This is a genomic window from Micromonospora sp. D93, from assembly GCF_018070365.1.
GTDB lineage: Bacteria > Actinomycetota > Actinomycetes > Mycobacteriales > Micromonosporaceae > Micromonospora > Micromonospora ureilytica.
The window spans coordinates 69,535-94,303 of record NZ_JAGPXW010000004.1 but is presented as its reverse complement, the minus strand read 5'-3'; the positions used below and the strand labels follow the sequence as shown (position 1 = coordinate 94,303).

At 73.1% G+C, this 24,769-nt stretch carries 18 protein-coding genes; 9 read left to right on the top strand and 9 right to left on the bottom strand.

Annotated elements, in window-relative coordinates:
• Positions 1-22: 22 nt before the first annotated feature.
• From KBX71_RS06515 to KBX71_RS06500, 4 genes are all read left to right on the top strand, one after another.
• Positions 23-1,018, top strand: coding sequence for a MoxR family ATPase (locus KBX71_RS06515; protein WP_091404175.1), 996 nt, complete (start codon positions 23-25; stop codon positions 1,016-1,018).
• A 14-nt stretch (positions 1,019-1,032) separates the two neighbouring features.
• Positions 1,033-2,223 carry a DUF58 domain-containing protein gene (locus KBX71_RS06510; protein ID WP_210817104.1) on the top strand — a complete coding sequence of 397 codons (1,191 nt, stop codon included), beginning with the start codon at positions 1,033-1,035 and terminating at the stop codon, positions 2,221-2,223.
• Complete coding sequence (locus KBX71_RS06505) at positions 2,220-4,556, top strand: transglutaminaseTgpA domain-containing protein (RefSeq protein WP_307846983.1); 2,337 nt, start codon at positions 2,220-2,222, stop codon at positions 4,554-4,556. The genes KBX71_RS06510 and KBX71_RS06505 overlap by 4 nt, the downstream gene beginning before the upstream one ends.
• Before the next feature lie 77 nt (positions 4,557-4,633).
• Positions 4,634-5,437 carry a class I SAM-dependent methyltransferase gene (locus tag KBX71_RS06500; protein WP_210817102.1) on the top strand — a complete coding sequence of 268 codons (804 nt, stop codon included), beginning with the start codon at positions 4,634-4,636 and terminating at the stop codon, positions 5,435-5,437.
• Positions 5,438-5,441: 4 nt separating this feature from the next.
• Here KBX71_RS06500 and KBX71_RS06495 read toward each other — a convergent pair whose 3' ends face one another.
• Positions 5,442-6,233, bottom strand: a complete 792-nt coding sequence (locus KBX71_RS06495) for an SDR family oxidoreductase (protein ID WP_210817101.1) — start codon at positions 6,231-6,233, stop codon at positions 5,442-5,444.
• A complete protein-coding gene (locus tag KBX71_RS06490) occupies positions 6,230-7,213 on the bottom strand; it encodes an LLM class F420-dependent oxidoreductase (protein ID WP_210817298.1) in 984 nt (327 codons plus the stop codon). The genes KBX71_RS06495 and KBX71_RS06490 overlap by 4 nt, the downstream gene beginning before the upstream one ends.
• A 154-nt stretch (positions 7,214-7,367) precedes the next feature.
• On the opposite strand from KBX71_RS06490, the gene KBX71_RS06485 reads away from it, so the two are divergent.
• Together KBX71_RS06485 and KBX71_RS06480 are read left to right on the top strand one after the other, a co-directional pair.
• Positions 7,368-8,588, top strand: coding sequence for a low temperature requirement protein A (locus KBX71_RS06485; RefSeq protein WP_210817100.1), 1,221 nt, complete (start codon positions 7,368-7,370; stop codon positions 8,586-8,588).
• A gap of 47 nt (positions 8,589-8,635) precedes the next feature.
• Positions 8,636-9,499: a DUF1028 domain-containing protein gene (locus KBX71_RS06480; protein WP_210817099.1), complete on the top strand. Its 864-nt coding sequence runs from the start codon at positions 8,636-8,638 to the stop codon at positions 9,497-9,499.
• 64 nt (positions 9,500-9,563) lie between these two features.
• Here KBX71_RS06480 and KBX71_RS06475 read toward each other — a convergent pair whose 3' ends face one another.
• Entirely contained in the window at positions 9,564-10,232 is a 669-nt protein-coding gene (locus KBX71_RS06475; RefSeq protein ID WP_307846982.1) for a maleylpyruvate isomerase N-terminal domain-containing protein, read from the bottom strand.
• A gap of 8 nt (positions 10,233-10,240) precedes the next feature.
• The gene (locus tag KBX71_RS06470) at positions 10,241-11,128 is read right to left on the bottom strand and encodes a phosphatase PAP2 family protein (RefSeq protein WP_210817098.1); all 888 of its coding nucleotides are present in this window, start codon (positions 11,126-11,128) and stop codon (positions 10,241-10,243) included.
• Positions 11,129-11,292: 164 nt separating this feature from the next.
• Between KBX71_RS06470 and KBX71_RS06465 the strand changes: the two genes are divergently transcribed.
• Positions 11,293-12,012 carry a DUF3159 domain-containing protein gene (locus KBX71_RS06465; RefSeq protein ID WP_210817296.1) on the top strand — a complete coding sequence of 240 codons (720 nt, stop codon included), beginning with the start codon at positions 11,293-11,295 and terminating at the stop codon, positions 12,010-12,012.
• A 243-nt stretch (positions 12,013-12,255) separates the two neighbouring features.
• On the opposite strand, the gene KBX71_RS06460 is transcribed toward KBX71_RS06465, so the two are convergent.
• Positions 12,256-15,162, bottom strand: a complete 2,907-nt coding sequence (locus KBX71_RS06460) for a glycoside hydrolase family 48 protein (RefSeq protein WP_210817097.1) — start codon at positions 15,160-15,162, stop codon at positions 12,256-12,258.
• 844 nt (positions 15,163-16,006) lie between these two features.
• Here KBX71_RS06460 and KBX71_RS06455 point away from each other — a divergent pair.
• The gene (locus KBX71_RS06455; RefSeq protein WP_210817096.1) at positions 16,007-17,350 is read left to right on the top strand and encodes a GH1 family beta-glucosidase; all 1,344 of its coding nucleotides are present in this window, start codon (positions 16,007-16,009) and stop codon (positions 17,348-17,350) included.
• A gap of 80 nt (positions 17,351-17,430) precedes the next feature.
• On the opposite strand, the gene KBX71_RS06450 is transcribed toward KBX71_RS06455, so the two are convergent.
• The 3 genes from KBX71_RS06450 to KBX71_RS06440 all read right to left on the bottom strand — a co-directional run bounded on the left by KBX71_RS06450 (position 17,431) and on the right by KBX71_RS06440 (position 21,899).
• Positions 17,431-17,844 carry a roadblock/LC7 domain-containing protein gene (locus KBX71_RS06450; protein WP_196925059.1) on the bottom strand — a complete coding sequence of 138 codons (414 nt, stop codon included), beginning with the start codon at positions 17,842-17,844 and terminating at the stop codon, positions 17,431-17,433.
• Between the two features lie 5 nt (positions 17,845-17,849).
• Entirely contained in the window at positions 17,850-20,387 is a 2,538-nt protein-coding gene (locus KBX71_RS06445; RefSeq protein WP_210817095.1) for an ATP-binding protein, read from the bottom strand.
• A 99-nt stretch (positions 20,388-20,486) separates the two neighbouring features.
• Positions 20,487-21,899, bottom strand: a complete 1,413-nt coding sequence (locus tag KBX71_RS06440; protein ID WP_210817094.1) for an FGGY family carbohydrate kinase — start codon at positions 21,897-21,899, stop codon at positions 20,487-20,489.
• Between the two features lie 204 nt (positions 21,900-22,103).
• Here KBX71_RS06440 and KBX71_RS06435 point away from each other — a divergent pair, with 204 nt between their 5' ends.
• Positions 22,104-24,026: an anthranilate synthase family protein gene (locus tag KBX71_RS06435; RefSeq protein WP_210817093.1), complete on the top strand. Its 1,923-nt coding sequence runs from the start codon at positions 22,104-22,106 to the stop codon at positions 24,024-24,026.
• 91 nt (positions 24,027-24,117) lie between these two features.
• Here KBX71_RS06435 and wrbA read toward each other — a convergent pair whose 3' ends face one another.
• Positions 24,118-24,735: an NAD(P)H:quinone oxidoreductase gene (gene wrbA / locus KBX71_RS06430; RefSeq protein WP_210817092.1), complete on the bottom strand. Its 618-nt coding sequence runs from the start codon at positions 24,733-24,735 to the stop codon at positions 24,118-24,120.
• Positions 24,736-24,769 lie beyond the last annotated feature (34 nt).

Sequence of the window (24,769 nt, the reverse complement as noted above, 5' to 3'; positions counted from 1 at the left end):
CAGGCGAGGAGCACCACCGACCGTGAACACCCACGAGCCGCTCACCCAGCCGGAGGTGCAGGGTTTCGCCGCCCTGGCCGCCCGGCTGGCCGAGAACGTCAACGCGGTGGTGCTCGGCAAGCCGCAGGTGGTGCGGCTGGCGCTGACCGCGCTCTTCGCCCAGGGCCATGTGCTGCTGGAGGACGTGCCCGGGGTCGGTAAGACGACCCTGGCGCGGGCCGTCGCCGCCACGGTGAAGGGTGAGTGGCGGCGCATCCAGTTCACGCCCGACCTGCTCCCCTCGGACGTGTCCGGCGTGACGATCTTCAACCAGGCGACCCGGGACTTCGAGTTCCATCCGGGGCCGGTCTTCGCCAACATCGTCATCGCCGACGAGATCAACCGGGCGTCGCCGAAGACCCAGTCGGCGCTGCTGGAGGTGATGGAGGAACGGACGGTCACTGTGGACGGGGTCCGGCACCCGGTGCCGTCGCCGTTCCTGGTGGTGGCCACGCAGAACCCGGTGGAGATGGACGGCACGTACCGGCTGCCCGAGGCGCAGTTGGACCGGTTCCTGGTGAAGCTCTCCGTCGGGTACCCGGACGAGGCGGTCGAGGTCGAGGTGCTGCGCGGCGCGACAGTGCGGTCCCCGGAGGCGCTCGCCCCGGTCACCGACACCGCCACCGTCGGCGAGATGGTCCGGATGGCCCGCCGGGTGCACATCGCCGAGCCGCTCTACGCGTACGCGGTCCGGTTGGCCGCGGCGACCCGCACCCACCCGCAGGTGCGCGTCGGGGTCAGCCCCCGGGGCGTGATCGCGTTGACCCGCGCGGCGTGCGCGTACGCGCTGATCGACGGACGGGGCTGGATCATGCCGGAGGACCTGAAGGCGCTCGTCGAGGCGGTGTTCGCGCACCGGCTGCTGCTCACCCCGGACGCCCAGGTGCGCGGGATGACCCCCGCGGAGGTGTTGCGCCAGGCCGTCGCGTCGGTGCCGGTGCCGCTGCCGTCGGGGCAACCCGCTCCGGTGCAGGGCTGACCGGCAACAGCGCGATGGGGATCACCGCCCGTGGGGTCGGGCTGCTCGTCGCCGCCGTGGTGCTGCTGGCTGTGGGTTTCCGGTTCGCGTACCCCGAGTTGACGCTGCTCGGCGCGGCGGCCGGCGCGGCCGTCGGCTACGCGGCGCTGGTCGCGCTCTGGCGGCCCCGGCTGACGGTGACCCGCCGCGCGGAGCCGGACCGGGTGGCGCGCGGCGAGCCGGCGAGCATGACGTTGACAGTGCGCAACACCGGGCGACTGCGGTCGGCGAACCTGCTGGCCGAGGACCGGTGCGGGGAGCGGACCGTGCCGGTGCCGGTGCTGCGCCTGCGGCCCGGCCGGGACACCGAGGTTCGCTACGACGTGCCGACCGACCGTCGCGGGGTGGTGCCGGTCGGTCCGCTGCGGGTGACCCGGCGCGACCCACTGGGGTTGGTGGCGCTGGCCCGCCCGTACGGTGCGGCGGTGCCGGTCTGGGTGCACCCCCGGATTCATCCGCTGACGGCGGTGCCCAGAGGTGCGGGGCGCAGCCTCGACGGCCGGGTGGACGGGGTCCCGCACGGGTCGATCACGTTCGACTCGCTGCGGGAGTACGTGGTCGGCGACGAGTTGCGCCGGGTGCACTGGCGCACCAGCGCCCGGGTGGGTGAGCTGATGGTGCGGGAGAACGTGGACACCAGCATGCCGCGCCTGGTCGTCCTGTTGGACAACCGCGTCGCCGGGCACCCGCAGCGGGTCGGCGGGGTGGCGGAGTCGTTCGAGTCGGCCTGTGAGGCGGCGGCGTCGATCGTCACCGCCGCGCACCGCGCCGACGTGCCGGTGCTGTTGCTGTTGGTCGCCGCGGAGCCGGCGGAGCCGACAAAGCCTGCGGAGGTCACGGGCCCCGACGGCGAGGCCGACGGTCCTCTCGGGCCGCTGGACCGGCTCGCCGCCGCCGAGCTGTCCGACGATGGTGACGCGGTGCGGGCGGCCACCACCCGGCTGCGACAGGACCGGCTCGGCGACACGCTGATCTTCCTGACCGGGCCGGGTGGCCGGGACGAGCTGGGGCACGTCGGGGCGCTGCGCGGGGCGTACCCGTCGGTGGTGGTCGCTGTGTTCGGCGCGGCCGAGCCGACACCGCCGGGCACCGCCGGGCTGGTGGTCGTCGACGCGGCGGACGGCGCGCAGTTCGCCGCCGAGTGGGACGGGGTACGCCGGTGGTGACGGGCGCCGTGCGGGTGCTGCGGGCGGCGGTCCTCCCGCTGGCGCTGATCGGGCTGACGGCGCTCGCCGGGGTGGTGCTCGGCCGGGTGTACGCCGGTGGCCTGCTGACCTGGCTGGTCATCGGCGCGGCGGTGGGTTCGGTGCTGGTCAGTGTGGCCGCCCGGCGGCTGCCGTCCTGGCTGGTGGCGCCGGTGTCGGTGGCCGCGATGGCCGGCTGGACACTGTGGTCGTTGCGGCTGGCCGCCACCAGCGCGGAGCTGCCCGGCGGCCTGCTGGAGGTCACCGCGGACGCCGCCCGCAACGGCATCCCCCGGCTGCTCACCGCGATGATCCCGGTGGAGCCCACCCCGGACACGGTGCTGGTGCCGGTCGTCGCCGCCTGGCTGGCCGGGCTGACCGGCGCGGAGGTGGCGCTGCGCACCGGCCGGGTGCTGCTGGGTTACCTGCCGGCGGCGGGGCTCTACGCCGCCGCCCTCTACGTGGTCGGCCCGAACGCCGAGCCGGCGGTCGGGTCGACGCTGGTGTTCGTCGCGGTCGCGGCCCTCGGCCTGGCGACCCCCACCAGGATCGCGCCCGGCGGCGGCGATCCGACCGCCGAGCTGACCCCCCGGGTACGTGCGGCGGTGCGGCTGCGGTTGGCCACCAGCGCGGCGCTCGGGGTGGCGCTGGTGGTCGGGTTTGTGGCGTTGCTCGGCCCGGTCGTCGCCGAGCAGGTGGACGGCCGGCCGGTGGACCCGCGCCGGTACGTGGAGCCGCCGCAGGTGCAGACACTCGACGAGAACCCGTTGATCCGGATCTCCGGCTGGGCGCTGCACCCGGAGCAGAAACTCCTCGACGTGAGCACGGAACGCCCCGACGCACCGCCCGAGGCTGACCCGGCGGCGGAGGCCGCGCGCAGTACACGGATCCGGTTGGCGGTGCTCAGCGACTACGACGGGGTGACCTGGCGGGTGGGCGCGACGTACCGCAACGCCGGTCGGATCCTGCCGGCCGCGACTACGGCCCGGGACAGCACGGTGCTGACGGTCCGACAGCAGATCAGCGTGGCCGAGTTGAGCGGTCGACTGCTGCCCGCCGTGGCGACGCCCCGTGAGGTCAGCGGGGCGCGGGTGGCGTACGACCCGGCGAGCGGCACGCTGATCCGCCCGGAGGGGCTGACGCCGGGGCTGCGGTACGCGGTGACCTCCGCCGAGGAACGTCCGGACTCGAACCTGTTGGCCACCGCGAACGTGCCCGCCGGCGGTGAGGTGGCCCGGGTGCTGCGGGTCGCGGACGGGGTGCCCGACCCGATGCGCCGGCTGGCCACCCAACTCGCCGAGGAGAACGGCGCGTCGTTCGCGCGGGCGTCGGCTATCGAGCAGTTCCTGGCCGAGCACTACCGGGTGGTGGCGGACGCGCCGAGCGGGCACGCGTACCCGAACCTGGGTTTCTTCCTGTTCGGGCCCCGCAACGGCGGCGGCCAGGAGGGCACCTCGGAGCAGTTCGCGGCGGCCTTCGCGGTCCTCGGCCGGCTCTCCGGGCTGCCCACGCGGGTGGTGGTGGGCTTCCGGACCAGCGGGCAGGGCCCGGTGTTGGCCGGTGACGCGTACGCCTGGCCGGAGGTGCTCTTCGACGGGCTTGGGTGGGTGTCGTTCGACCCGCTGCCCCGCCCGAATGACGAGCCGAGACCGGTGGAGGAGGATTTCCGCCCGACGCCGGAGGACCCGCCGCCGTCGGAGGCGCCGGCACCGACAGCGGAGCCGAGCGCCTCGCCGGAGCCGGTGGCCGCCGCCGACGCCCCGCCCGGCCCGGTCGGGGTGTCCACACCGGTGCTCGTCGCCGGCGGCAGTGGCGGTCTGCTGCTGGTGGTGGGGGCGCTCCTGCTCACCCTGTTGGCGATGCGCCGTTCCCTCACCCGCAGCCGACTCGTGCGGGGCGACCCCGGTCCGCGCATCGCCGGCGCCTGGCGGGAGGTCACCGACGCGCTCCGGCTGGCCGGGAGACCGGTCGGGGACGACCTGGCCGCCACCGAGGTCGCCGGGCACGCCCGCCAGGCCCTCGCCGACGCTCGCGCGGGCACGACCGGCGGCGACGCGACCGACCCGGACGCCGTCGCGCCCGCCGGCGGCACGGCGGCGCCAGACGCGGCAAGCCCGGCGGTCGACGAGTTGGCGGCCCTGCTGAATCAGGTGGGCTTCGCCCCCGGCGCCGCGACACCCGACCAGGCGGCTCGCGCCGCCGAGGTGGCCACCGCCTATGTGGCCACCCTGCGCGCTGCCCGCCCCTGGTGGCGCCGCCTGCTCTGGTCCATCCACCCGTCTCCCCTGCGCCGCGCCCGCCGCTCCCCGCGATGAGCAGGAGCACGGGAGTGACCGCCACACGGCGGTGAAATCCGTTGGCCCTCGCACCGCGCACCGGTGACCATCGGAGCGTGGATCAGCATTCGAGCGACATCGTCGACTACTACACGCAGCGCTACCGCGAGGACCAGCGGCTCACCGGCAGGCCGCAGGCGCGACTGGAATGGATCCGCACGTCGCAGTTGCTGCGGGATCTCCTCCCCGGTCCAGGTGCCAGGGTGCTGGACATCGGTGGCGGCACCGGCGAGTACGCGCGGGCCCTCGTCGTGGCCGGCTATGAGGTCCGCCTCGTCGACCTGGTGCCCAGCCACGTCGCGCAGGCCCGCGACGGGCACCCTCCGGTCGAGGCGCAGGTGGCCGACGCGCGTGCGCTACCCGACGCCGACAATGGGTACGACGCCGCGCTGCTCCTGGGCCCGCTCTACCACCTGGTACGCCGTGCCGATCGGTTACAGGCTCTCCGCGAGGCGGCCCGGGTCACCCGCCCCGGCGGTCTCGTCGTGGCCGCCGCCATCTCCCGCTTCGCCGGCCCGTTGGACTTCGCGGCCACCGGACGACTCGACGAGAGGGTGCTCGACGAGGCCAGGGCACTGCTCAGCGACGGCGTCAACGATCCGCGGATCGGTTTCACCCACGCCTACTTCCACCGCGTCGAGGAGATCACCGACGAGTGCGTGGCCGCGGGACTGACCGATGTCGTCGTACACGGGGTGGAGGGCCCGGCCTGGACGGCAGCGGAGGCGGCGGCGAACGGGCCGGCGCAGGACGCGGTCTTCGCCGGGGCGTTGGACCTCGCCCGGCTGTACAGCAGCGAGCCGGCGTTGATCAGTTCGAGCGCCCATCTGCTGGCCGTCGGACGCGTTCCGGTCCGGTAGCGCGTCAGGGGGTCAGGCGGCGGATGAGTTTGCGCATGCCGGCCTGCCAGCCGTCCGGGTCCTCGGCGCGGCGGCGTGCGTAGTCGGCGACCTCCGGGTGCGGCAGGATCAGGAAACGTTCCTCGGCCAGCCCGGCGACGGCCGCGTCGGCGACCTGGTCCGGGGTGAGCACCGCACCGGACGCGGCGGTCACCCGCGCGCCCAGGTGACCGTCGGCGAGCCCGTCGGCGAGCATCGGGGTGTCCACCCCCTGCGGGCAGAGCGCGCTGACCCGGATGCCCCGGTCCCGGTAGGTGATGGCCAACCACTCGGCGAACCCCACCGAGGCGTGCTTCGTCGCGGTGTACGCGGCGTCGCCCACCGCGGTCAGCACACCGGCCGCCGAGCAGGTGTGCAGCAGGTGCCCACCGCCCCGGGCGAGCATTCCGGGCAGCACCGCGCGGGCCGAGTAGACGTGGGCGAGCACGTTGACCCGCCAGGCGCGGTCCCAGCCGGCGTCGTCGACCTCCACTCCCCCGCCGGTGGTCACCCCCGCGTTGGCGCAGAACAGGTCGATCCGGCCGTGCCGCTGCTCGGTGTCGGCGACCAGCGCGCGGACCTGCTCCTCGTCGGTGACGTCGAGGGCGCGGGCGTGCGCGACCGGGCCGATGCCCTCGGCCACCGCGCGTGCCGCGTCGGCGTCCAGGTCGGCGACCACCACGGCGGCGGCGCCTTCGGCGGCGAACCGGCGCGACAGCGCCGCGCCGATGCCGCCGGCCCCGCCGGTGACCACCACGATCCGGTCGGTGAGGTTCACGCGGACGCCTCCACGAGGTTGGTGCCCAACCGGGCGATGAGGCTGAGCAGCGCGGTCGCGCCGCCGGCGGTGACCTCGGGGGTGGGCAGCAGCGCGAGGATCGGCACGTCCACACCGTTGTCGGCGTAGCGGCGCACCTCGGCGCGGCACCGCTCCGGTGAGCCGTGCAGCACCAGGGCGTCGACCACGTCGTCCGGCACCGCCGCGTTGGCGCCGCGCCGGTCACCGGCGGCCCAGGCCGCCCACATGGGCGCGAGCGTCTCGTCGCGGCCGAGCCAGCGGTGGAACTCGGCGTACGCCCCGACGGTGAGGTAGCTGGTGATGAGCCGGCGGCCCAGCGCCCGGGCGTACGCGGTGTCCTCGGTGGGGCAGACGAAGATCCGGGCGGCGACCTCGAAGCCGGTGCGGCGCTCGCCCAGCTCGGCGAGGGCACGCGGCACGTCGTCGGCGCCGAGCCAGTTGAGGATGACCCCGTCGGCCTCCGCCCCGGCGAGCCGGAGCATCCCTGGGCGCAGCGCGGCGAGCAGGATCGGTGGCGGCACCGCCGGCGGTCGTTCCAGCGTGAACCGGCGGACGGCGAACGTGTCGTAGACCTCGTCGACGGTCTCGCCGCGCAGCGCGGCGTGCAGGAAGCGCAGGACGTCGCGGGTGCGGCGGAACGGCTCGTCGAACGGCACCGCGTTCCAGTCCCGGACGAGCACTGGTGAGGATGCGCCGATGCCGAGCGAGAACCGGCCCGGCGCGGCCTCGGCCAGCGCCGCCGCGCTCATCGCCAGCAGCCCGGGGCCCCGGGTGAAGACCGGCGTGATCGCGGTGCCGAGCCGCAGCGCGGGCTGCCAGGCCGCGGCGAGCGCCAGCGGGGTGAACGCGTCGGTCCCGGCGACCTCGGACGACCAGACGTCGGTGAACCCGGCCCGGTCGAGGGCCGCGTAGGCCGCGTCGTGCTGCGAAAGCGCGATCCCGCCCAGCGGCACCGTCATGCCCCATCGATTCGTCACCGATCGATCGTGCCCGTTGACGGGGGTCCGAGCAAGATCCCCGGGTTGGGCAGAATCGCCGGTTTCCCGCCGTGCGGGCCGGCGGGAAGTGCTACCACTTCGAGGTGGACCGGACCGACGGCGCAGGCCGCTGACCATGGTTTCCAGGGCGGCGGGACACCTGGAGCCGGTCCCGGCTGCGGTCACACCCGGCCGGGCGACGTTCCTGGAACTCTTCTTCGACCTGGTGTACGTCTTCGCGCTCACCCGGATCTCGGCGCGCGCGTTCGAGGATCTGACCCAGGATCCGGGCCGGGAGCACGGCTGGGGGACGGTCACCGGCGGCGGCAAGACACTGCTGTTGCTGCTGGCGCTCTGGGCGGTCTGGCAGGGCACCGCGTGGACGACCAGCCGGTACGACCCGTACCGGGTGCCGCTGCAGACCGTGGTGCTCACCGCGCTGGTGTGCAGCATGGTGATGGGGGTGGCGGTCCCCCGGGCGTTCAGCGAGACCGCGCTGATGTTCGCGGTGGCGTACGTCGTCGCGCAGCTGACCCGGCCACTGATCCTGTCGATCGCGCTGGGAGCGCACCCGTACCGCCGGTTGAAGGTGCGCATGGCGGTGATCTTCGCCGTCAGCGGGGTGCTCTGGATCAGCGGCGCGATGCTGCCCACCAACGCGCAGGTGGTGCTCTGGTCGGCGGCGCTGGCCTTCGAGTACGTGGCCGCCCGCTGTGGCTGGCCGGTGCCCGGCCTGGGTCGTTCGACGATCTCCAAGTGGGAGATCGCCGGGGAGCACCTGGCCGAGCGGTACCAGCAGTTCTTCCTCGTCGCGCTGGGCGAGACGATCCTGGTGGCGGGTTTCGCGTACAGCGCGGGCCCGTACGAGGCGGGGCACGTGTGGGCGTTCGCATTCGCGCTGGCCACCTCGATCATGCTCTGGCGGATCTACGTCCAGCGGGCCGGGCGGATCCTGGGCGAGGCGGTGATGAAGGCCCGCCACCCCGCCACCATCGGCCGGTCGGCGGCCGACACCCACCTGGTGATGGTGGTCGGCCTCGCCGCCACCGCCATCGGATACGAGCTGATCATCAATCATCCGCTGGAGCGGATCCCGGTGCCCTGGCTGGCCATGGTGCTCGGTGGACCGGCCCTGTTCCTGGCCGGGCGGGCCCGCCTGGAGTACGAGGTGTTCGCGCGGGTCTCCCCGTCCCGGTGGATCGCCCTCGCGGCGCTGGTGGCCTCGGCGGTGCCGCTGCTGTTCCTGCCCGGCGTGGTCGCGACGGCTGTCGGGGTGGTGGTGCTGGCGGCGGTCGCGGTGGCCGACGCCCGTCGGGCCCAAGGCGCCCCACCGGAGGCCGCAGCGCCACCGTTCTGAGCCTCGCGCGTCGTTGTCGCGTCGGCGTCGACGGTTACTCTCGGCCGGTGACCTTCTCGCTCGTCGCCCGCTCCGCCGACGGCCGCCTGCACGGCGTGGCAGTCGCCAGCAAGTTCCTCGCCGCCGGGGCGCTGGTGCCGGCCGCCGCCGCCGAGGTGGGCGCGCTCGCCACCCAGGCGCACGTCAACCTCGCCTACCGCCCGCAGGGCCTCACCCTGCTGCGCACCGGCGTGGCCGCCGCCGACGTGGTGACCGGGCTGATCGCCGCCGACCCCGAGCGGGAGCACCGCCAGCTCGGCGTCGTGGGGGCCAGCGGAACGGGCGCCAACTGGACCGGGCCGGCCTGCCATCCGTGGGCCGGCGGGCGGACCGGCGACGGCTGGGCCGCACAGGGCAACGTGCTCACCGGCCCGGAGGTCGTCGACGCACTCGGTGCGGCCTGGCAGGCGGGAACGGCGCTGCCGTTCGCCGAGCGGCTGGTCGCCGCGCTGCGGGCCGGCGAGGAGGCCGGCGGGGACCGGCGTGGCCGGCAGAGCGCCGGCCTGCTGGTGGTCGAGCGCGGCGGCGGGTACGGCGGCACCAGCGACGTGGTGGTGGACCTTCGCGTGGACGACCACCCGGACCCGGTCGCCGAGCTGGGTCGCCTGCTCACTGTGCACACCATGCTGTTCGGCCGGCCCGACCCGGCGACCCTGCTCGACCTGAGCGGCGCGGTGGCCGCCGAGGTGGCGGCGTTGCTCGGCGCGCTGGGCCATTCGGTGCACGAGGACGGCACGGAAGCGGCGTTGGTCTCCTGGGCCGGGTTGGAGAACCTGGAGGAGCGGCTGGTGCCGGGGCGGATCGACCCGGTGGTGCTCACGCACCTGCGCGGTGTCGCCCCGCACGTCCCCGCGCCACGTTCCGCGACCTGACCGGTCAGCGCCAGCCGCAAGGGACCGGCGCCCCCGAACGGCTGCGGTCCCGCAAGAGCCGGGGTCAGCGGCCGAAGACGAGCCAACGGAAGCCGGCGGCGTCGATCACGGTCCGTTCCGGGGCGGTCAGCACCGTCCGGCCGGTGGCCTTGCGGATCAGGGTCAGCCGGTCCCAACTCAACCCGGCCGGTGTCGGTCGCCCGCCGGTGAGCAGGTCGCCGATGACCACGGCCGCCGGTGGGGTGAGCCACGGCGGCCGGCCCAGCGCGGCGGCCAGATCCAACCCGTGCACACCCACCTCGACGACCCGGGTCCGGAGGAACTCGCCGAGGCGCATCGCGTCGCCGTGCCGGGTTCGCACCACCCGGTCGGGCGGCGCGGCGGCGATCGCCGCCTCGGTGGCCCGCCAGGCCCTGTCGAACTCGGTCGCCAGCGCCGCCCGGCCCACCCGTAGCGCCTCCCGCTGGCCGCCGGCGATCCGGTCGGCGTCGACCTCCGCGGTGAACTTCGCCGTGCCGAAGTAGCCGGCGGCGTCCACCTCGGCGCGTGGCGGAGCCGGCGCGGCGAGCATGTCGGTCAGCCGGCCGACCCCGGTGCGGATGTGCGCGATCAGGTCCTGGACGTTCCACGGAGGGCAGTCGGTGGGCCGGACGAGATCATCGTCGGTCAGCTCGGCCAGGATCTCGCTGAGCCGCCCGCACTCGGCGGAGAACGCCGCCCGGACCGACCGCACCGGACGGCTCAGCCCTTGACCCGAGGCACCAACCGGTGCACGACGGTGAGCACCAACGCCATCACCACGGCCATCGTGCCGGCGATCCCGGCGGCGCTGCCCGCGTACCCGACGAACAGTGGGCGGCGGGTCAGCTCCTCCGGCCCGGTGTCGCGCAGGTCGATCAGCCAGGACAGGGCGAGCCCGCAGGCGACCAGGGCGAGCACACCGCCGAGCCCGAGCACCAGCGCCGCGGTCCGGTGCGCGTCGCCGGGGGCGATCTCGGCCTGTTCCCGCTGGGCCACCAACAGGAGCAGCCCGGCCAACGCCGCCCACACGCCCACCACGAGGTACGCGGCGACCGCGTCGCTGGGCCGGTGCCAGCCGGCCGAGAGGGTGGCGACCCCGGCGACGGCGGCGTAGCCGGCACCGATGAAGCCGCCGGCGGCCCGCACCTTGCGCGGCAGCACGAGCATCAGCGCGACCGCCACCGAGGCGGCAACAGTGGTGTGCCCGCTGGGCAGGCTGTTGCCCACCGCGGCGCGCTCCGGGTCGAGACCGTAGTCGGGCCGGTTCAGCCCGTACTTGAGCAGTTGGGTCGTGACGTTCGCTCCGGCGATCAGCAGGGTCGCGGTGATCGCCAGGGCGATCCGCCCCCGGATCAGCGCGATGAACCCGATCATCGCGGTGGCCGCCAGCAGCGAGACCACCGACATCGCGTTGAGGATCCGGTCCACCGGACCGTCGATGGTGTCCTGTCCGATCCGGTTGCCGGTGAGGGCGACAGTGTCCACCCACTGGCCGATCTCAAAGTGCACGGCCACCCGCCACACGGCAAGGAAGGCGGCCGCCTGGACAAGGGCCAGTACGACCAACCAGACCGCGGTCCAACCCCGTGCCGTCGCGCGCATCCGCACACCGTAGCGGCAGGTGTCGGCGGTCCAAGAGGTGGCCCGCCGCCAATGGCCGGTTAGGTTGTGCCGGAGGCGAGGAGGCGGTGGTGAACGGAACACCGGAGCGCGACAGCGGCCCGGCCGAACCCGGTTCGGAGCAGGGCAGGCGCGACGACCGGGGGTCGGTACTGCCCACCTCGGCCGGCGCCGACACCGGTCCGGGAGAGCCGGCGCGGGCCGAGTCGCTGGCGGATCTGCTCGGCGGGCGACGCGGTGCCGTCGACGCGACCCTGCCGCCGCTGGCGTTCGCCGCGGGCTGGCTGCTGGGCGGCGAGTCGCTGTGGGGCGGGGTCGGCGCGGCGCTGGCCGTCGGCGCGGTGGTGGCCGGCGTACGGCTGCGTCGGGGTGACCGGCCGCGCTCGGTGCTGATCGGGCTGCTGGCCGTCTGTGTCGCGGCGTTGATCGCGGTGCGCACCGGCCGGGCCGAGAACTTCTTTCTGATCCAGGTGCTGTCCAACGCCGCTAGCGCTCTGGCGTGGACGGTCAGCATCCTGATCCGCTGGCCACTGCTCGGCGTGCTGGTCGGCGCGGTGCTGGGCCAGCGCGCTCGGTGGCGGCGCGACCCGGCGCTGCTGCGGGGGTACGGCCGGGCCAGTTGGGTGTGGACCGCTACCTACCTGCTGCGGCTCGCCGTGTTCGTGCCGCTCTACCTGGGTGGTCAGGTGCTCGCGCTGGTGGTGGCCAGGGTGGCGCTGACCTGGCCGCTGGTCGCCGCGGCGCTGGCGCTGAGCTGGGTGGTGCTGCGGCGCTCGCTGCCGGCCGGGCACCCGGGGCTGCGTCACCCCGTTTCCCGGACTCGGGGCAAAAAAGTGGAGAGGCCGCCACGGGGGGAGCGGCCTCTCCGGTGACGTACGTTACTCCGTCACGGACCTCGGTGTGATCCCGCTAGGGCCCGAATTTCTGGGCTTTTTCGCGGTTGGCTTCAGTCCGGGCGGTGGGGTGGGCCGACCGATCCGCTGCGTCGGCCAGATGGCCGGCCCACCCCGGCCTGACCGTGGGTGTCAGGCCGTCCCGCCAGCCCCGGTCCGTCGTTCCCCGGACCCGGGCCGGACCCCGGGGTGGGCGGTCCACGCCACCCACCCCGGGTCGTCTCAGCCGTTCGGGAACATGCTGCCGTAGTCGGCGTACGCCATGGCGACGTCAGCCTGCGCCCAGAACCGGTGGTAGTTGAAGCTCGGCTCCGCACCGCCGTCCAGGTACGCCTGCACCTTGGGCCAGTCCGGGTCGTTCTTGTAGAAGGACCGGATGTCGAGGAAGCTCTTGCCGGCGGCGATGGCGTCGCCGTTCGGCATCGTCCCGGTCCAGCCCGACGGGACGTAGAGGCCCTGCCCGGTGGACGCGTTGTAGACGTCGTCGAAGCGCCGGTAGTCGCCACGCTTCTCGGTCGTGGAGACACCCTTGGCGTCGCTGGCGGCCGACAGCGCGTCGAGCAGCCCCTTGGCGGTGTCCTTCGCCGCCACGTTGCCCGACTTGGCCGCGTACGCGATCAGGATCCGGGCGTAGGCGGCGGTGACACCGACGTCCTGACCCTTGCTGATCACCTCGACGTGCAGGCCGGTGTTGGGCTGCGGGCTGGACGGGTTCCAGGTGGTCGGCTGACCGGTCCACGCCATGTCCGACGGGATCGACCAGTTGGTGCCGAGGGTGGTGTTGGCGATCGCCCAGGGCACCCACTTGTCCAGCAGCGCCTTGGCCTTCGCGTTGCCGGTCTGCTGGTACAGCTCGGCGATGCGCTGCATCGACCAGGCCTGCATGCCGAACCACTGGTTCGACGGCGGGTCGTTGTAGACCGGGTCGACGTCGTAGAACATGCCGTAGAAGGTGCTGGTGCCGGCCGGCGGCTGGGCGTAGCTACCGTCCCAGCTGTTGGTGGCGCCACCGGCGATGCCGCCCTCGGCGGACTGCAACCAGGTGTAGAACTCCAGCTGCCGCTCGAAGCTCTTGGTCCAGTCGGCGACCGCTGTCGACGACTGCGGCTTGAGCTCCGGGGTGTTGGTCAGCGCCCAGGCCGCGAACGGGTTCTGGTAGCCGAAGTGGTTGTGGCTGGAGCCGATCCGCCAGGACCAGTTCTGGCTGGCGTCGTACGCGCCACCCCAGGCGTAGTACCAGGACAGCAGGTAGTGCGCCGAGTCCTTGCCGCTGCCGGCGGCGCAGGTGCTCGCCCCGACGCAGTTGCCGATCTTCTTGAAGTACTTGTCGAACATCGCGTACCGCAGGTAGTCGCCCATCTTGGCGGCCTTGGTGATGGTGGCCGCGACGTCGGCCTGCTTGTTCTGCGCCTTGGACCAGGTCAGCGCCCAGTACGCGGCCTGCACGGCGCGGGCGTCGGCGTCCGGGGCGTTCGTGTACTTCCACTGCTTGGCGGGGGCGCCGGTGTCCTTGACGAACAGGTCGAGGTAGCCGTACTGACCGCCGTGCTCGAAGGTGTCGCAGGAGGGCTGCGGAACGGTCTCCCACACCGACTCCTGGGTGCCCCGCTGGAAGGTGTTGATGTAGGCCGGCTTGGTGGTGCCGTCACCGCAGCGGCCGAAGCCGTAGGTGTTGTCGACGTCCATCAGCCAGTGCATGCCGTAGATGTCGCCGGTGCCGTAGGTGGACTGCAGCTCCGAGCGGAGCGGGTCCTGACCGACCGAGATGTTCGGGTTCAGCGCCGACGGGTACTGGCTGGGCAGGTTGTACTCCGCTGCGTACTGCGGGGTGCCCGCGGAGCCGGCGGTCGGCTGGTCGGCGTGCGTGGGGATGATGTATTTTTCCATCACCGTCCAGGCGTTGTTGAACGGGGCCCAGTTCTGGGTGACCTTGCCGTAGTAGGCCTCCAGCCAGAGCCAGAAGCTGAACGCCTCCGAGGTGGTCTCGTGACCGTGGTCGGGCGCCTCGACGATAAGCGTCTCCACCGAGTGGTACGGCACGCCCTCGGGGCTGAAGTAGCCCGAGTTCTTGATCTTGCCGTACTGCTCGAGGAACTTGGCGGTGTAGGCGTTGTCGCCGCCGGGGGTGTCGTTGTCGATCTCGGTGGCGGTGACCGCCAGCGAGGCGAGACCGGTGGCGGAGGCGGTGATGGTGGCGGCGCCGCCGGCGGTGTCGGTGTCCTCCGCCGCGGCGACCGTGACGGTGACCCCGGTGTTCCAGTTGCTCGGGGTCAGCGTGACGGTGCTCGGCGAGACCGTGACATCGGCGTCGCCGGTGCGGGTGAGGGTGACCGGCACGTTGGCCGTCGGCGCGGCGCTGAGCTTCAGGTTGAAGGTGGCGGTGCCACCCTCGGCGACGCTCACCGCCGACGGCGTGGCGATCAACGTCGGGCCGGTTGCGGCGGTGACGGTGAACGCCTTCTCGTCGACCCCGATGCCGTTGGCGTTGTCGTACGCCTTGGCCTGCACCGTGTAGCTGCCGGCCGGCAGGTCCTCCTGCGTGTAGGAGTACGGAGCGCTGGTGTCGGTGTTGATCAGCAGGCCGTTGCGGTAGAACTCGACCTTGCTGATCGTCCCGTCCGGGTCGCTGGCGGTGGCGGTCAGCGGCACGTCGGCCGGCGCGGTGAACGGCCCGCTCGGCAGGCCGAGCGAGACAGTCGGCGGCTGGTTGGCCGGGGTGCCGTTGCAGGGGGTGCCGTTCAGGGTGAACGAGGTGGGCTTCGGGTTGGTGCCCGAGTGGGCGCCGTTGAAGCCGATGGTGGTGGAGGCCCCGGTGCCGAGGTTGCCGTTGTACGACTCGTTGGTCGCGGTGACCGCGCTGCCGGACTGGCTGAACCGGGCCGACCAGCCCTGGGTGACCCGCTGACCGCTGGTCGGGAAGGTCCACTTGAGCGTCCAGTTGCTCACCGGGTCGCCCAGGTTCTTGATGGTGACGTTGGCGGTGAAGCCGGTGTTCCAGTCGTTGGTCGCGTAGACCACGTCGCAGGCGGGTGCGGCCTGTGCGGCGCCGGCCGGCAGGGTCACCCCGCCGATGGCGAGCAGCGCGGCGGCGGCGAGCGCCACGCGGCGGCGTATTGCCAGTTGTCTCATGTGCGCGGTGTCTCCTCGGACCAGGCCGGGATGGTCCCCGGCGAGGCGCCTGCCCGCGAGGGTGGTGGTACGCGGGGATGTCGAGGCGCCGGGAAGGGTGTCTTCCCCGGGCCCGGCCGGGGTTGGGGCGATGCGGCCCGCACGGGAGGGGATCCCGCCGGCTGATCGGGTGACCGTGACCGGAGCTGGTGCTGCCGGCTGCCCTCGGTGGACCCGCACTCACGCGATGTGGCTCCTGTCGCGTCGAATCGACAGTGTGCCATGGAAGCGCTCCCACAACAAGCGCACGGAGCGACGGATCAGCTCCTTGTTTCGATCTCGTTTTGGGGCTTTCACAAAGGCGTGACGGGCGTTACAGTCGCAACATCGGTCGATGGGAGCGCTTCCATCGACAAGGTTCCAATAAGAAGATCGCTGGGGTCGTCTCTGACGGGCCCAGGGAACCAGACCGAGGGCCGACGACGGGCCAGCCCGGACGCCGTCGTCAGCCATCGTCCCGCCACAGGGAGGGAGGTGGAACCAGAGCCACTCGCGTGGCCCGGCTCCCGCGCGACACGCACGGCAGGACCCAAATCTCGCCCGTGTGTGTGCAGTTACGGTGGGGACGGGGGTTGCCCTCCCCCGTCCCCACACTAAACCCCCGTACACGATAGGAAAAGAGGCCGACGGGACAGGCGCGCCGCGCCGCCCGGACGGCCTCGTTCGCTGCTCGGGGCCACACCCGTCTCCCACACGCCAGCGCCCGGCCGTTCTGACGGCCGGCTGACCGGCCGGCAGCGTCTGCCCTATCATGGGAGCGCTCCCGAATCTTTCGGCGGTGGCCCCGTATCCATGAGGAGAATCCATGTCGATACCTATTGGGCCCGCCGGCCCGCTGCGCTTTCCGGACAACTTCGGCTGGGGCGCGGCCACCTCCGCGTACCAGATCGAGGGCGCCGCCAAGGAGGACGGGCGCGGCGAGTCGGTCTGGGACACCTTCAGCCGCGTCCCGGGGCGCACCCGCAACGGCGACACCGGCGACGTGGCCATCGACCACTACCACCGGTACGCCGAGGACCTCGACCTCATGCGCGACCTCGGGTTGCGCAGCTACCGCTTCTCCATCTCCTGGCCCCGGATCCAGCCCGACGGCACCGGCACGCCCAACCAGCGCGGCCTCGACTTCTACCGCCGACTCCTCGACGGTCTGCACGAGCGCGGAATCACCCCGATGGCGACCCTGTTCCACTGGGACCTTCCCCAGGCGCTACAGGACGCCGGCGGCTGGGAGTCGCGCGACACCGCCCACCGCTTCGCCGACTACGCCGATGTCGTCTTCCGCGCCCTCGGCGACCGGGTGCCGGCCTGGCTCACCATCAACGAGCCCAAGACCGTCGTGCAGAACGGCTACCTCACCGGCCACCACGCCCCCGGCCGGCAGGACCCGGACGCCGCCTACCTGGTCGCCCACCACCTGCAGCTCGCGCACGGGTTCGCCGTCGGCGCGCTGCGGGCCAGCGGCAGCGACAGCCGGATCGGCCCCGCACTCAACCTGCACCCCTGCTACCCCGCCGACGACTCCCCGCAGGCCGCCGCGGCCGCCCACCTCTACGACGGCTACGAGAACCGCCTCTACCTCGACTCCCTGTTCCGGGGCAGCTACCCGGAGGACCTGCTGGCCGACCTGGGCCCGCACAGCCGGATGGTCAAGGGCATCCGCGACGGCGACCTGAAGATCATCTCCGCGCCGGTCGACCTGCTGGCCGTGCAGTACTACACCCCGATCTACGTCACCGCCGACGGCGGCACCGCACACCGCTGGGCAACCTCCGAGGCCGAGTGGCAGCAGATCTACCCCGAGGGGATGTACGACCTGCTGACCCGGGTCACCCGCGACTACGGCCCCATCCCGCTCACCATCACCGAGAACGGACTGCCCACACCGGACACGCTGACCGCGGACGACACCGTCCAGGACACGGGTCGGATCAGCTTCCTGCGCGATCACCTCACCGCCGCGCACCGGGCCATCGCCGACGGGGTGCCGCTGGAGAGCTTCCACGTCTGGTCACTGCTGGACAACTTCGAATGGGACCAGGGCTACGAGCAGCGCTGGGGCCTGGTCTACGTCGACTACCCCACCCAGCGGCGGGTGCTCAAGAGCAGCGCCACCTGGTACCGCTCCGTCATCGCCGCCGGCGGCTTCTGAAGGCGCCGCCACCCGGACGGCCGGGCCCGGACGGCTCGGCTCGGGTGAGCCGATGACCGTCCGGGCCTCGGCCAGCTCACTCAGCGGGGCAGCGCCTGCTGCAACTCCGCCCGCAGGGCCGGGGTGAGCATCTCCCCCGCCTGCTTGGCCAACCGGGCCATCTCGTAGCCCACCACACCGATGTCCGCGTCACCGGCGGCCAGCGTGGCCAGAATCGAACCGTCGCGGATCTGCATCACCAGGAAATAACCCCGGCCCATCTCGACAACCGTCTGCTTGACGACATCGCCGTCGAACATCGAGGCTGCGCCCGCGGTGATGCTCATCAGCCCGGAGGTCACCGCGGCGAGCTTGTCCGCGTTGTCCCGCGGCAGGTGATCGGAGATCGCCACCAGCAGCCCGTCAGAGGAGACCACCACCGCGTGCGCCACACCCGGCACCCGCTCCGCGAACGCGCTCACCAGCCAGCTCAGGTCACGCGCCTCCTGGCTCAACGTCGTCACTGTCGTCGTCCCCCTTCGTCGTGCCCTCCGGACGGTGGCACGGGTATCTCGGTGGTGTCCTCAGCCTCGGCGCGCCGTACTCCGCTGTAGAGCCGCGAGAGCATGCCGCCGACCGCCTCCGGGTCCGGGTCGGTGCGGGTCGGTGCCGACATCGGTTGTGCCGAACGGGTGACAGCGCTCAACTGCGCCATGGGCACCCGCACCGGCAGTCCCCGCTCGTTGGTGCCGGCAGTCACCGGGACGGCCGGTGGCGCCGCCGGTGCGGGCACCGCCGGCGCGGTCGGTCCCTGCCGCGAATACCAGCCGCCGCCGTTGCCGCGAGCAGCAACCGGGGTCAACACGTCCTCGGCGCGCACCGGCATCGGGCGGCCCTGGCGCGGCACGCCGACGCCCGGCGGGCGGCCGGCCACCGGCAGGTCCCGTACCGCGCCGCCCGGCATCGGGGCAGCGGCCTGCCGGACGGTCCCGGACGGCGACGCCACCCCCCGCGCCGCGCTCGCCGCCAGCATCCGCGCCGACGGGGGCGCATCCAGCTCCACGTTGCCCGCCGGAGCCAGCAACATCTCGGGCAGGCCGAGCCGGGCGACCAGGCCGTCCTCGCCGCCGTCCAAGCGCACCCGTACGCCCAACCGGGCCGCCAGGTGGCTGACCACGAAGAGCCCCATCCGTTCCACCGCCGCGACGTCCGCGGCCGGAGGGCTGGCCAGCACCTCGTTCGCCTGGACCAACGCGGCCGGGCTCATGCCCAGACCACTGTCGACGATCTCGATCAGCGGAGCCCCCGCCTCGACCCGGGCGGTCACCACCACGACGGTGTCCGGGCGGGAGAAGGCCGTGGCGTTCTCCAGCAGCTCGGCCAGCAGGTGCACCAACTCGCCGACGGCGTGCCCGACCACGTGCACGTCGGCCACCGACTCGATCCGGACCCGCTGGTACTGCTCGATCTCGGCGGCGGCGGCCAGCAACACGGCGCCGAGGCCGACCGGGCGGTTCCACCGGCGGGTGGAGTCGGTGCCGGCCAGCACCAGCAGGCTCTCGTCGTTACGGCGCATACGCGCGGCCAGGTGATCGAGCTTGAACAGGTTCTCCAGCTGGTCCGGGTCGCTCTCCTCCCGCTCCAGGTCGTCCAGCAGCTCCAGCTGACGCTCCACCAGCACCTGGCTGCGGCGGGCCAGGTTGACGAACATCGCGTTGACGTTGCGCCGCATGAGCGCCTGCTCGACGGCGACCGTGACCGCGCTGCGGTGCACCGCCACGAACGCCTCGGCCAGCTCGCCGATCTCGTCGAGCGAACGGACCACCGCCGGCGCGACGTCGATGCGGGGCACCCCGCCGGTGACGGTCTTCAGCCGGTCCAGGGCGTCCGGCAACTCGACCTGGGCTATCCGCAGCGCCTGGCTGCGCAACAGCCGCATCGACCGGGCGACCGACCGCCCGATGAGCAACGAGATCAGCAGGGCTGCCAGCAGGACCGTGACGACCCCGCCGACGACCAGCAGGGTCGTCCGCAGCTGGTCGTTGCTGGCCTCCTCGGCCTGGCGTACGGCGTCGTCGAGCACACCCGCCTCAAGCTGGCGCAGCAACTCCTGACGCTGCTGACTGGCCGACCACCACTGCTCCGACGGCAGCACCTGCGGCGACGCGGCGCCGGAGGACAGGCTGCGCTCCTCCAGACCGGTGGCGACCAGGAAACTCGGCGACACCGAGGTCTCGTCGTAGCGGCGGATCTGCTCCGTGGTCGCGGCCACCCGGAACGCGCCGAGCGCGGTGAGTTGCTGCCCGCGCAGGTCGGCGAGGACCACCCGGTCATCGGTGCCGTACGCACCGGCGCGGGCGGCGGCGTAGAGCTGGGCCCGCACCCGGGAGGAGAGTTCCTTGACCCGCGCCAGCTGGACGTAACGCAGCACCGCGTCGTTCAACGCCGGCTGGTTCTGACCCGGCGTCGGCTCGGCGAGCAGGTCGAGCAACGCCCCGACGGCCCGGTGGTAGTTGGACAGGATCGTCTCGCTGCTGAGCACCGCCGGCGGAATCGCCGCGCGGATGTCGACCACCTGGTCGTACGTCTCCAGCGCCTCGGAGAAGGCGACCCGCCAGGACGCGTCCGCGTCCGCCAGTGGCTCGGCGGCCCGACTGAGGTCCACGATGGCTTTGTCGGTCGCCGCCTGCAACGGCTTCAGGTCGTTCGCGGCGGCCTGCCGGTCACCACCCTTACGCAGCTCACTGAGCTCCCCCGCCGAGCGGTCGCGCTCCTGCTGGAGCTGGTGCACCGCCGCGGTGATCTGCCGGCCGATGCCGACCTGACTGGAGAAGTCGTTCAACGCCGTCGTCCGCCCCACCAGCGTGCTGGTCTGCACACCGGCGAGCAGCAGGAACGCCATCGACGGCACCACCAGCACGGTGGCGAGCTTCGTGCTCATCCGCCAGTCGCGCAGCCGGAACGGCGACCGCCGTCGATGCGGAACGACTCGGACGTCGAAGCGGCGTCGGCGATGGTTCGACACCGCGCCGTTCGCCGGGTCGGGACCTGCCGCCACCCTGACTCCTCCGTCCTACCGCGTCCACCGCGGTCGGGGGAGCGCAGTCCATCCAACCAGGCTCGGTACCGCTGTCAACGGCCCGGGCGAGGCCAAGGTTCAGGAAGGATACTGCGGGTGGGAACCTCCTGCCGTGGTCGGTAAAACCAGCTCGTCCGTCCGGCCGATGTCGGCGAGCTCGATCGCGTCACCGAAGCGCCCCAGCGCCACCAACGCGGCACCGGTGGCACCGATCTCCGGGTTGCGTTGATGCGACACCGGTCGCGGCGCGAGCGCTGTGGCGAAGGCCTGCCGCCACCACACCGAGGCGGCCAGCGCGCCACCGCCCAGCACCACGCCGACCGGTTTGTCGACAGTGGACTCCAGCACCCCGAGATCCTTGGCGACCAGCCCACACAGCCCCTGCATCAGCCCGGCCAGGATGTCGACCGAGGTGGTGCCGAAGCTGAGACCGCGCAGCTCACCGCTGCCCGCCGGCGCCAACCCGGGCGGCCGGTCGCCACCGAAGCGGGGGTCCGCCGGTCGGCCACCGCCCGCAGGCACCAGCGCCAACGCCGCGTCCAGCTCGGCGCCCCGGGGCAACCGCAACTCCCGGTTCGCCCAGGCGAACAGGTTGCCCCCGTTGGCGTACGCGGCCCCGGTCACCACGTGGTCGTGGTCGACCCGGTAACGCCACAGCCGCTCGGGGAGGCGGGGCATCTGTTCGCCGGCCGGGATCCGCTGCATCAGTCGTACGGCGGCGGAGGTGCCCACTGTGACGGCGGCCCGGCTCGGGTCGACGCAGCCCGAGCCGACGTTCGACGCCCCACCGTCACCAACCGGCGGTGACCACCGGGCCTGCGCCAACTGCGGCCACCGACGAGCCAGGTCGCCCCGGAGCCGGCCCTGCCAGTCCAGCTCGCCGAGGGCCGGCAGCTCATCTGGTCTCGCCTCGGCCAGCGTCAGCGCCTCCTCGTCCCACCGCAGGGTGCGCAGATCCAGCAGACCCGTCCCGGAGGCCTGGGAGATCGACATCGGCGCCGTGTCGAGCAGCTCACCCAGCACGTACTCGGGCAGACCGACGAAGCGGGCGATCGGAGTGCCGGCCTGCTCACGCAACCAGGGCAACCGCATCGACCAGTACGACCGGTGCCACCAGCAGCCGGTGCGCTGGTGGAAGCCGTCCGGGTCGGACGGCCCGGCGGTGCCGCCGGCCGGGGCGGGCCGGGTGTCCAGCCAGGTGACGACCGGGCCCATTGGGGCGCCGGCGCGGTCCAGTGGCAGCACCGAGTGCCACTGGGCGGAGACCGCCACCAGGCCGACATCTCGCAGGTGCCCCGAGTCGGCCAGCTCGTCCAGGCACTCGACCAGGTTCGCCAGATAGTCCCGACCGGACAGCGTGCCGGTGCCGTCGTCGCCGATGGCGAGGTCGACCTTGCGGCGGGCCAGGGCGCCGGGCAGCGGCTGGGTGTCCGCGTCCAGCACCAGCCCGCGTACCGAGGAGGTGCCCAGGTCGAGCGCGAGAATGTTCATCGCCGGTCAAGTTACCCCGTGCCAGCCGGCCAACGGGCGCGTAGGGTGGATCACATGCTCGCGCATCTGACCAGTTGGTGGCCCGCCGAACCGGCGGCCATCTCCCGCGCGTAGCTCCATCCACGCGGCCGCCATCGAGGCGGTCGCCGGATCTCCCGGCCGGAGGGCCGCCTGACGGCGGCGCCCAGCCCGACGGAGACCCCGATGACCCAGCTGAACGACCTGCTCGCCGCCGTCGCCCACGGCGTCGACCCCGGCCCCTTCGCGCTGCTGCGCCGTGACGGCGCCGACGACCTGGACCTGTTCACCGGCCCGGTCGACACCGTCGAAGCGCTCACCGACCTTCCGCTGCCGCCCGGCACCTCCGGGGCACGGACGCTGGCCCTGGTGCCGTACCGGCAGATCACCGAGCGCGGCTTCGCCTGCGTCGACGACGGCGCCCCGCTGGAGTTCCTCCAGATCCGCGAGCACCAGCGGATCGCGCTGGCCGACGCCCTCGCTGCGCTGCCCGACGAACCCGTGCACACCAGCGACGCCGGCTTCGACGTCAGCGACGAGGAGTACGCGCGGACCGTGCAGCGGGTGCTGTCCGAGGAGATCGGCCGGGGCGAGGGCGCGAACTTCGTCATCCACCGCGCCCTGCGCGCCACCGTGCAGCGCCCGCCGCTGGGGGCCGCGCTGGCGGCGCTGCGCCGGCTGCTGATCGCCGAGCGTGGCGCGTACTGGACGTTCGTGGTGCACACCGGCACCCGGACGCTTGTCGGTGCCAGCCCGGAGCGGCACGTCAGCGTCGACGACGGACTGGTGATGATGAACCCGATCAGCGGCACCTTCCGCTGCCCCGGTGGCGTCGCGGACCGGACGGCCCTGCTGCGCTTCCTGGCCGACCCGAAGGAGACCGAAGAGCTGTACATGGTGCTCGACGAGGAGCTGAAGATGATGGCCACCGTCGCCGAGCACGGTGGGCAGGTGATCGGGCCGTACCTGAAGGAGATGTCGCACCTGGCGCACACCGAGTACCTGCTGGCCGGGCGGGGCACCCGGGACGTGCGGGAGGTGCTGCGCGAGACGATGTTCGCGCCCACCGTGACGGGAAGCCCGATCGAGAACGCCTGCCGGGTGATCGCCCGGCACGAGCGGCGGGGCCGGGGCTACTACGGGGGCGTGCTGGCGCTGCTCGGCCACGACGAGGCCGGCCGGCAGACGCTCGACGCCCCGATCCTGATCCGGACCGCCGAGATCTCCCCCACCGGCCGCCTGCGGGTGCCGGTCGGCGCGACCCTGGTCCGGCACTCGACGACGGCCGGTGAGGTGGCCGAGACGCACGCCAAGGCCGCCGGTGTGCTGGCCGCGCTCGGCCTCGGGCCGGCGGCGTCCGTCGGCGACCGCGGGCCGGTCGCGCGGCTGGCCGACGACCCGGCGGTACGCGACGCGCTGGCCGCGCGCAACGCACCGCTGGCGCGGTTCTGGCTGGACCAGCGGTCACCGGACGCGCCCGGACTACCCGGCCTGGTCGGCCGACGGGTGTTGATCGTGGACGCCGAGGACACCTTCACCGGCATGCTGGCCCACCAACTGGGCGCGTTGGGTCTCGCGGTGACCACCCGGCCGTGGCACGCGATCGGCCCGGTCGACGAGTACGACCTGGTGGTGGCCGGTCCCGGACCGGGCGACCCGGGCAGCGTCGACGAACCGAAGATGGTGGCGTTGCGGACGCTACTGAGCGGGCTGCTGGCGACCGGCCGGCCCACCCTAGCGGTCTGCCTCAGCCATCAGGTGCTGGCCGGGCTGCTGGGGCTGGCGCTGCACCGCCGGGAGGCGCCCTACCAGGGGTTGCAGCGGGAGGTGGCGGTGTTCGGCCGGCCCCGCCGGGTCGGGTTCTACTCGACGTTCACCGCCCGCGCCGAGGCCGACCGGCTGGCCACCGCGTACGGGCCGGTGGAGCTGGCCCGGGACCCGGCTGACGGCGCCGTGCACGCCCTGCGGGGGCGCGGGTTCGCCGGGGTGCAGTTCCACGCGGAGTCGGTGCTCAGCCCGGACGGGCTCGCCGTGCTGAGCGAACTGGTGACCGATCTGCTGCCCGCGTCGCGCACCGACGAGTTGTCCGCGACGCGCGGAGGCGCATAGTCGCCCCGGCCCCGGGGTAGGGCTGGATCGACCGGTGGCGCGGACGGGCCGAGAGCCCCCGCCCGCGCCACCGGTCGCCCTCGTCCGTCGGTCAGCCGGCCAGGCCCGCCTTCAGCGCGGCGCCCAGCTGCACCGAGCGCCGGGCGGTGAGCGCGCAGGCCCCGAGCGCCACGGCGTCCGGGGCGATCTCCCCGTTGTTGCTGGTGTGCGAGGGGCCGTACGGGTTGCCGGCGATGAACTGGCTGGTGTCGGTGTAACCGGGGGTGACCACGACACCGCCCCAGTGGTAGAAGACGTTGAAGAGCGAAGTCAGCGTGGTCTCCTGACCCCCGTGCGAGGTCGCCGTCGAGGTGAAGGCCGAGTAGACCTTGTTGGCCAGCGCGCCCTGGGCCCAGAGCGGGCCGGTGGTGTCGATGAACTGCTTCAGCTGCGCCGCGACCATGCCGTACCGGGTCGGGGAGCCGAGGATCACCACGTCGGCCCAGGCCAGGTCGTCGACCATCGCCTCGGGCACGTCCTGGGTCTCCAGACGGTGCGCCTGCCAGCCGGAGTTGGAGCGGATCGCCTCGTCCGGCGCCAACTCGCGCACCTTGCGCAGGCGCACGTCGGCGCCGGCATCCCCGGCAGCCTCACACACGGCCTGCGCCATCTGGTACGTGATGCCGGTGGCGCTGTAGTAGATCACCGCTACCTTGGTCTGGGCAGCCATCAGAGTGTCCCCTTCTCGTCGCGAATCAGCTCCC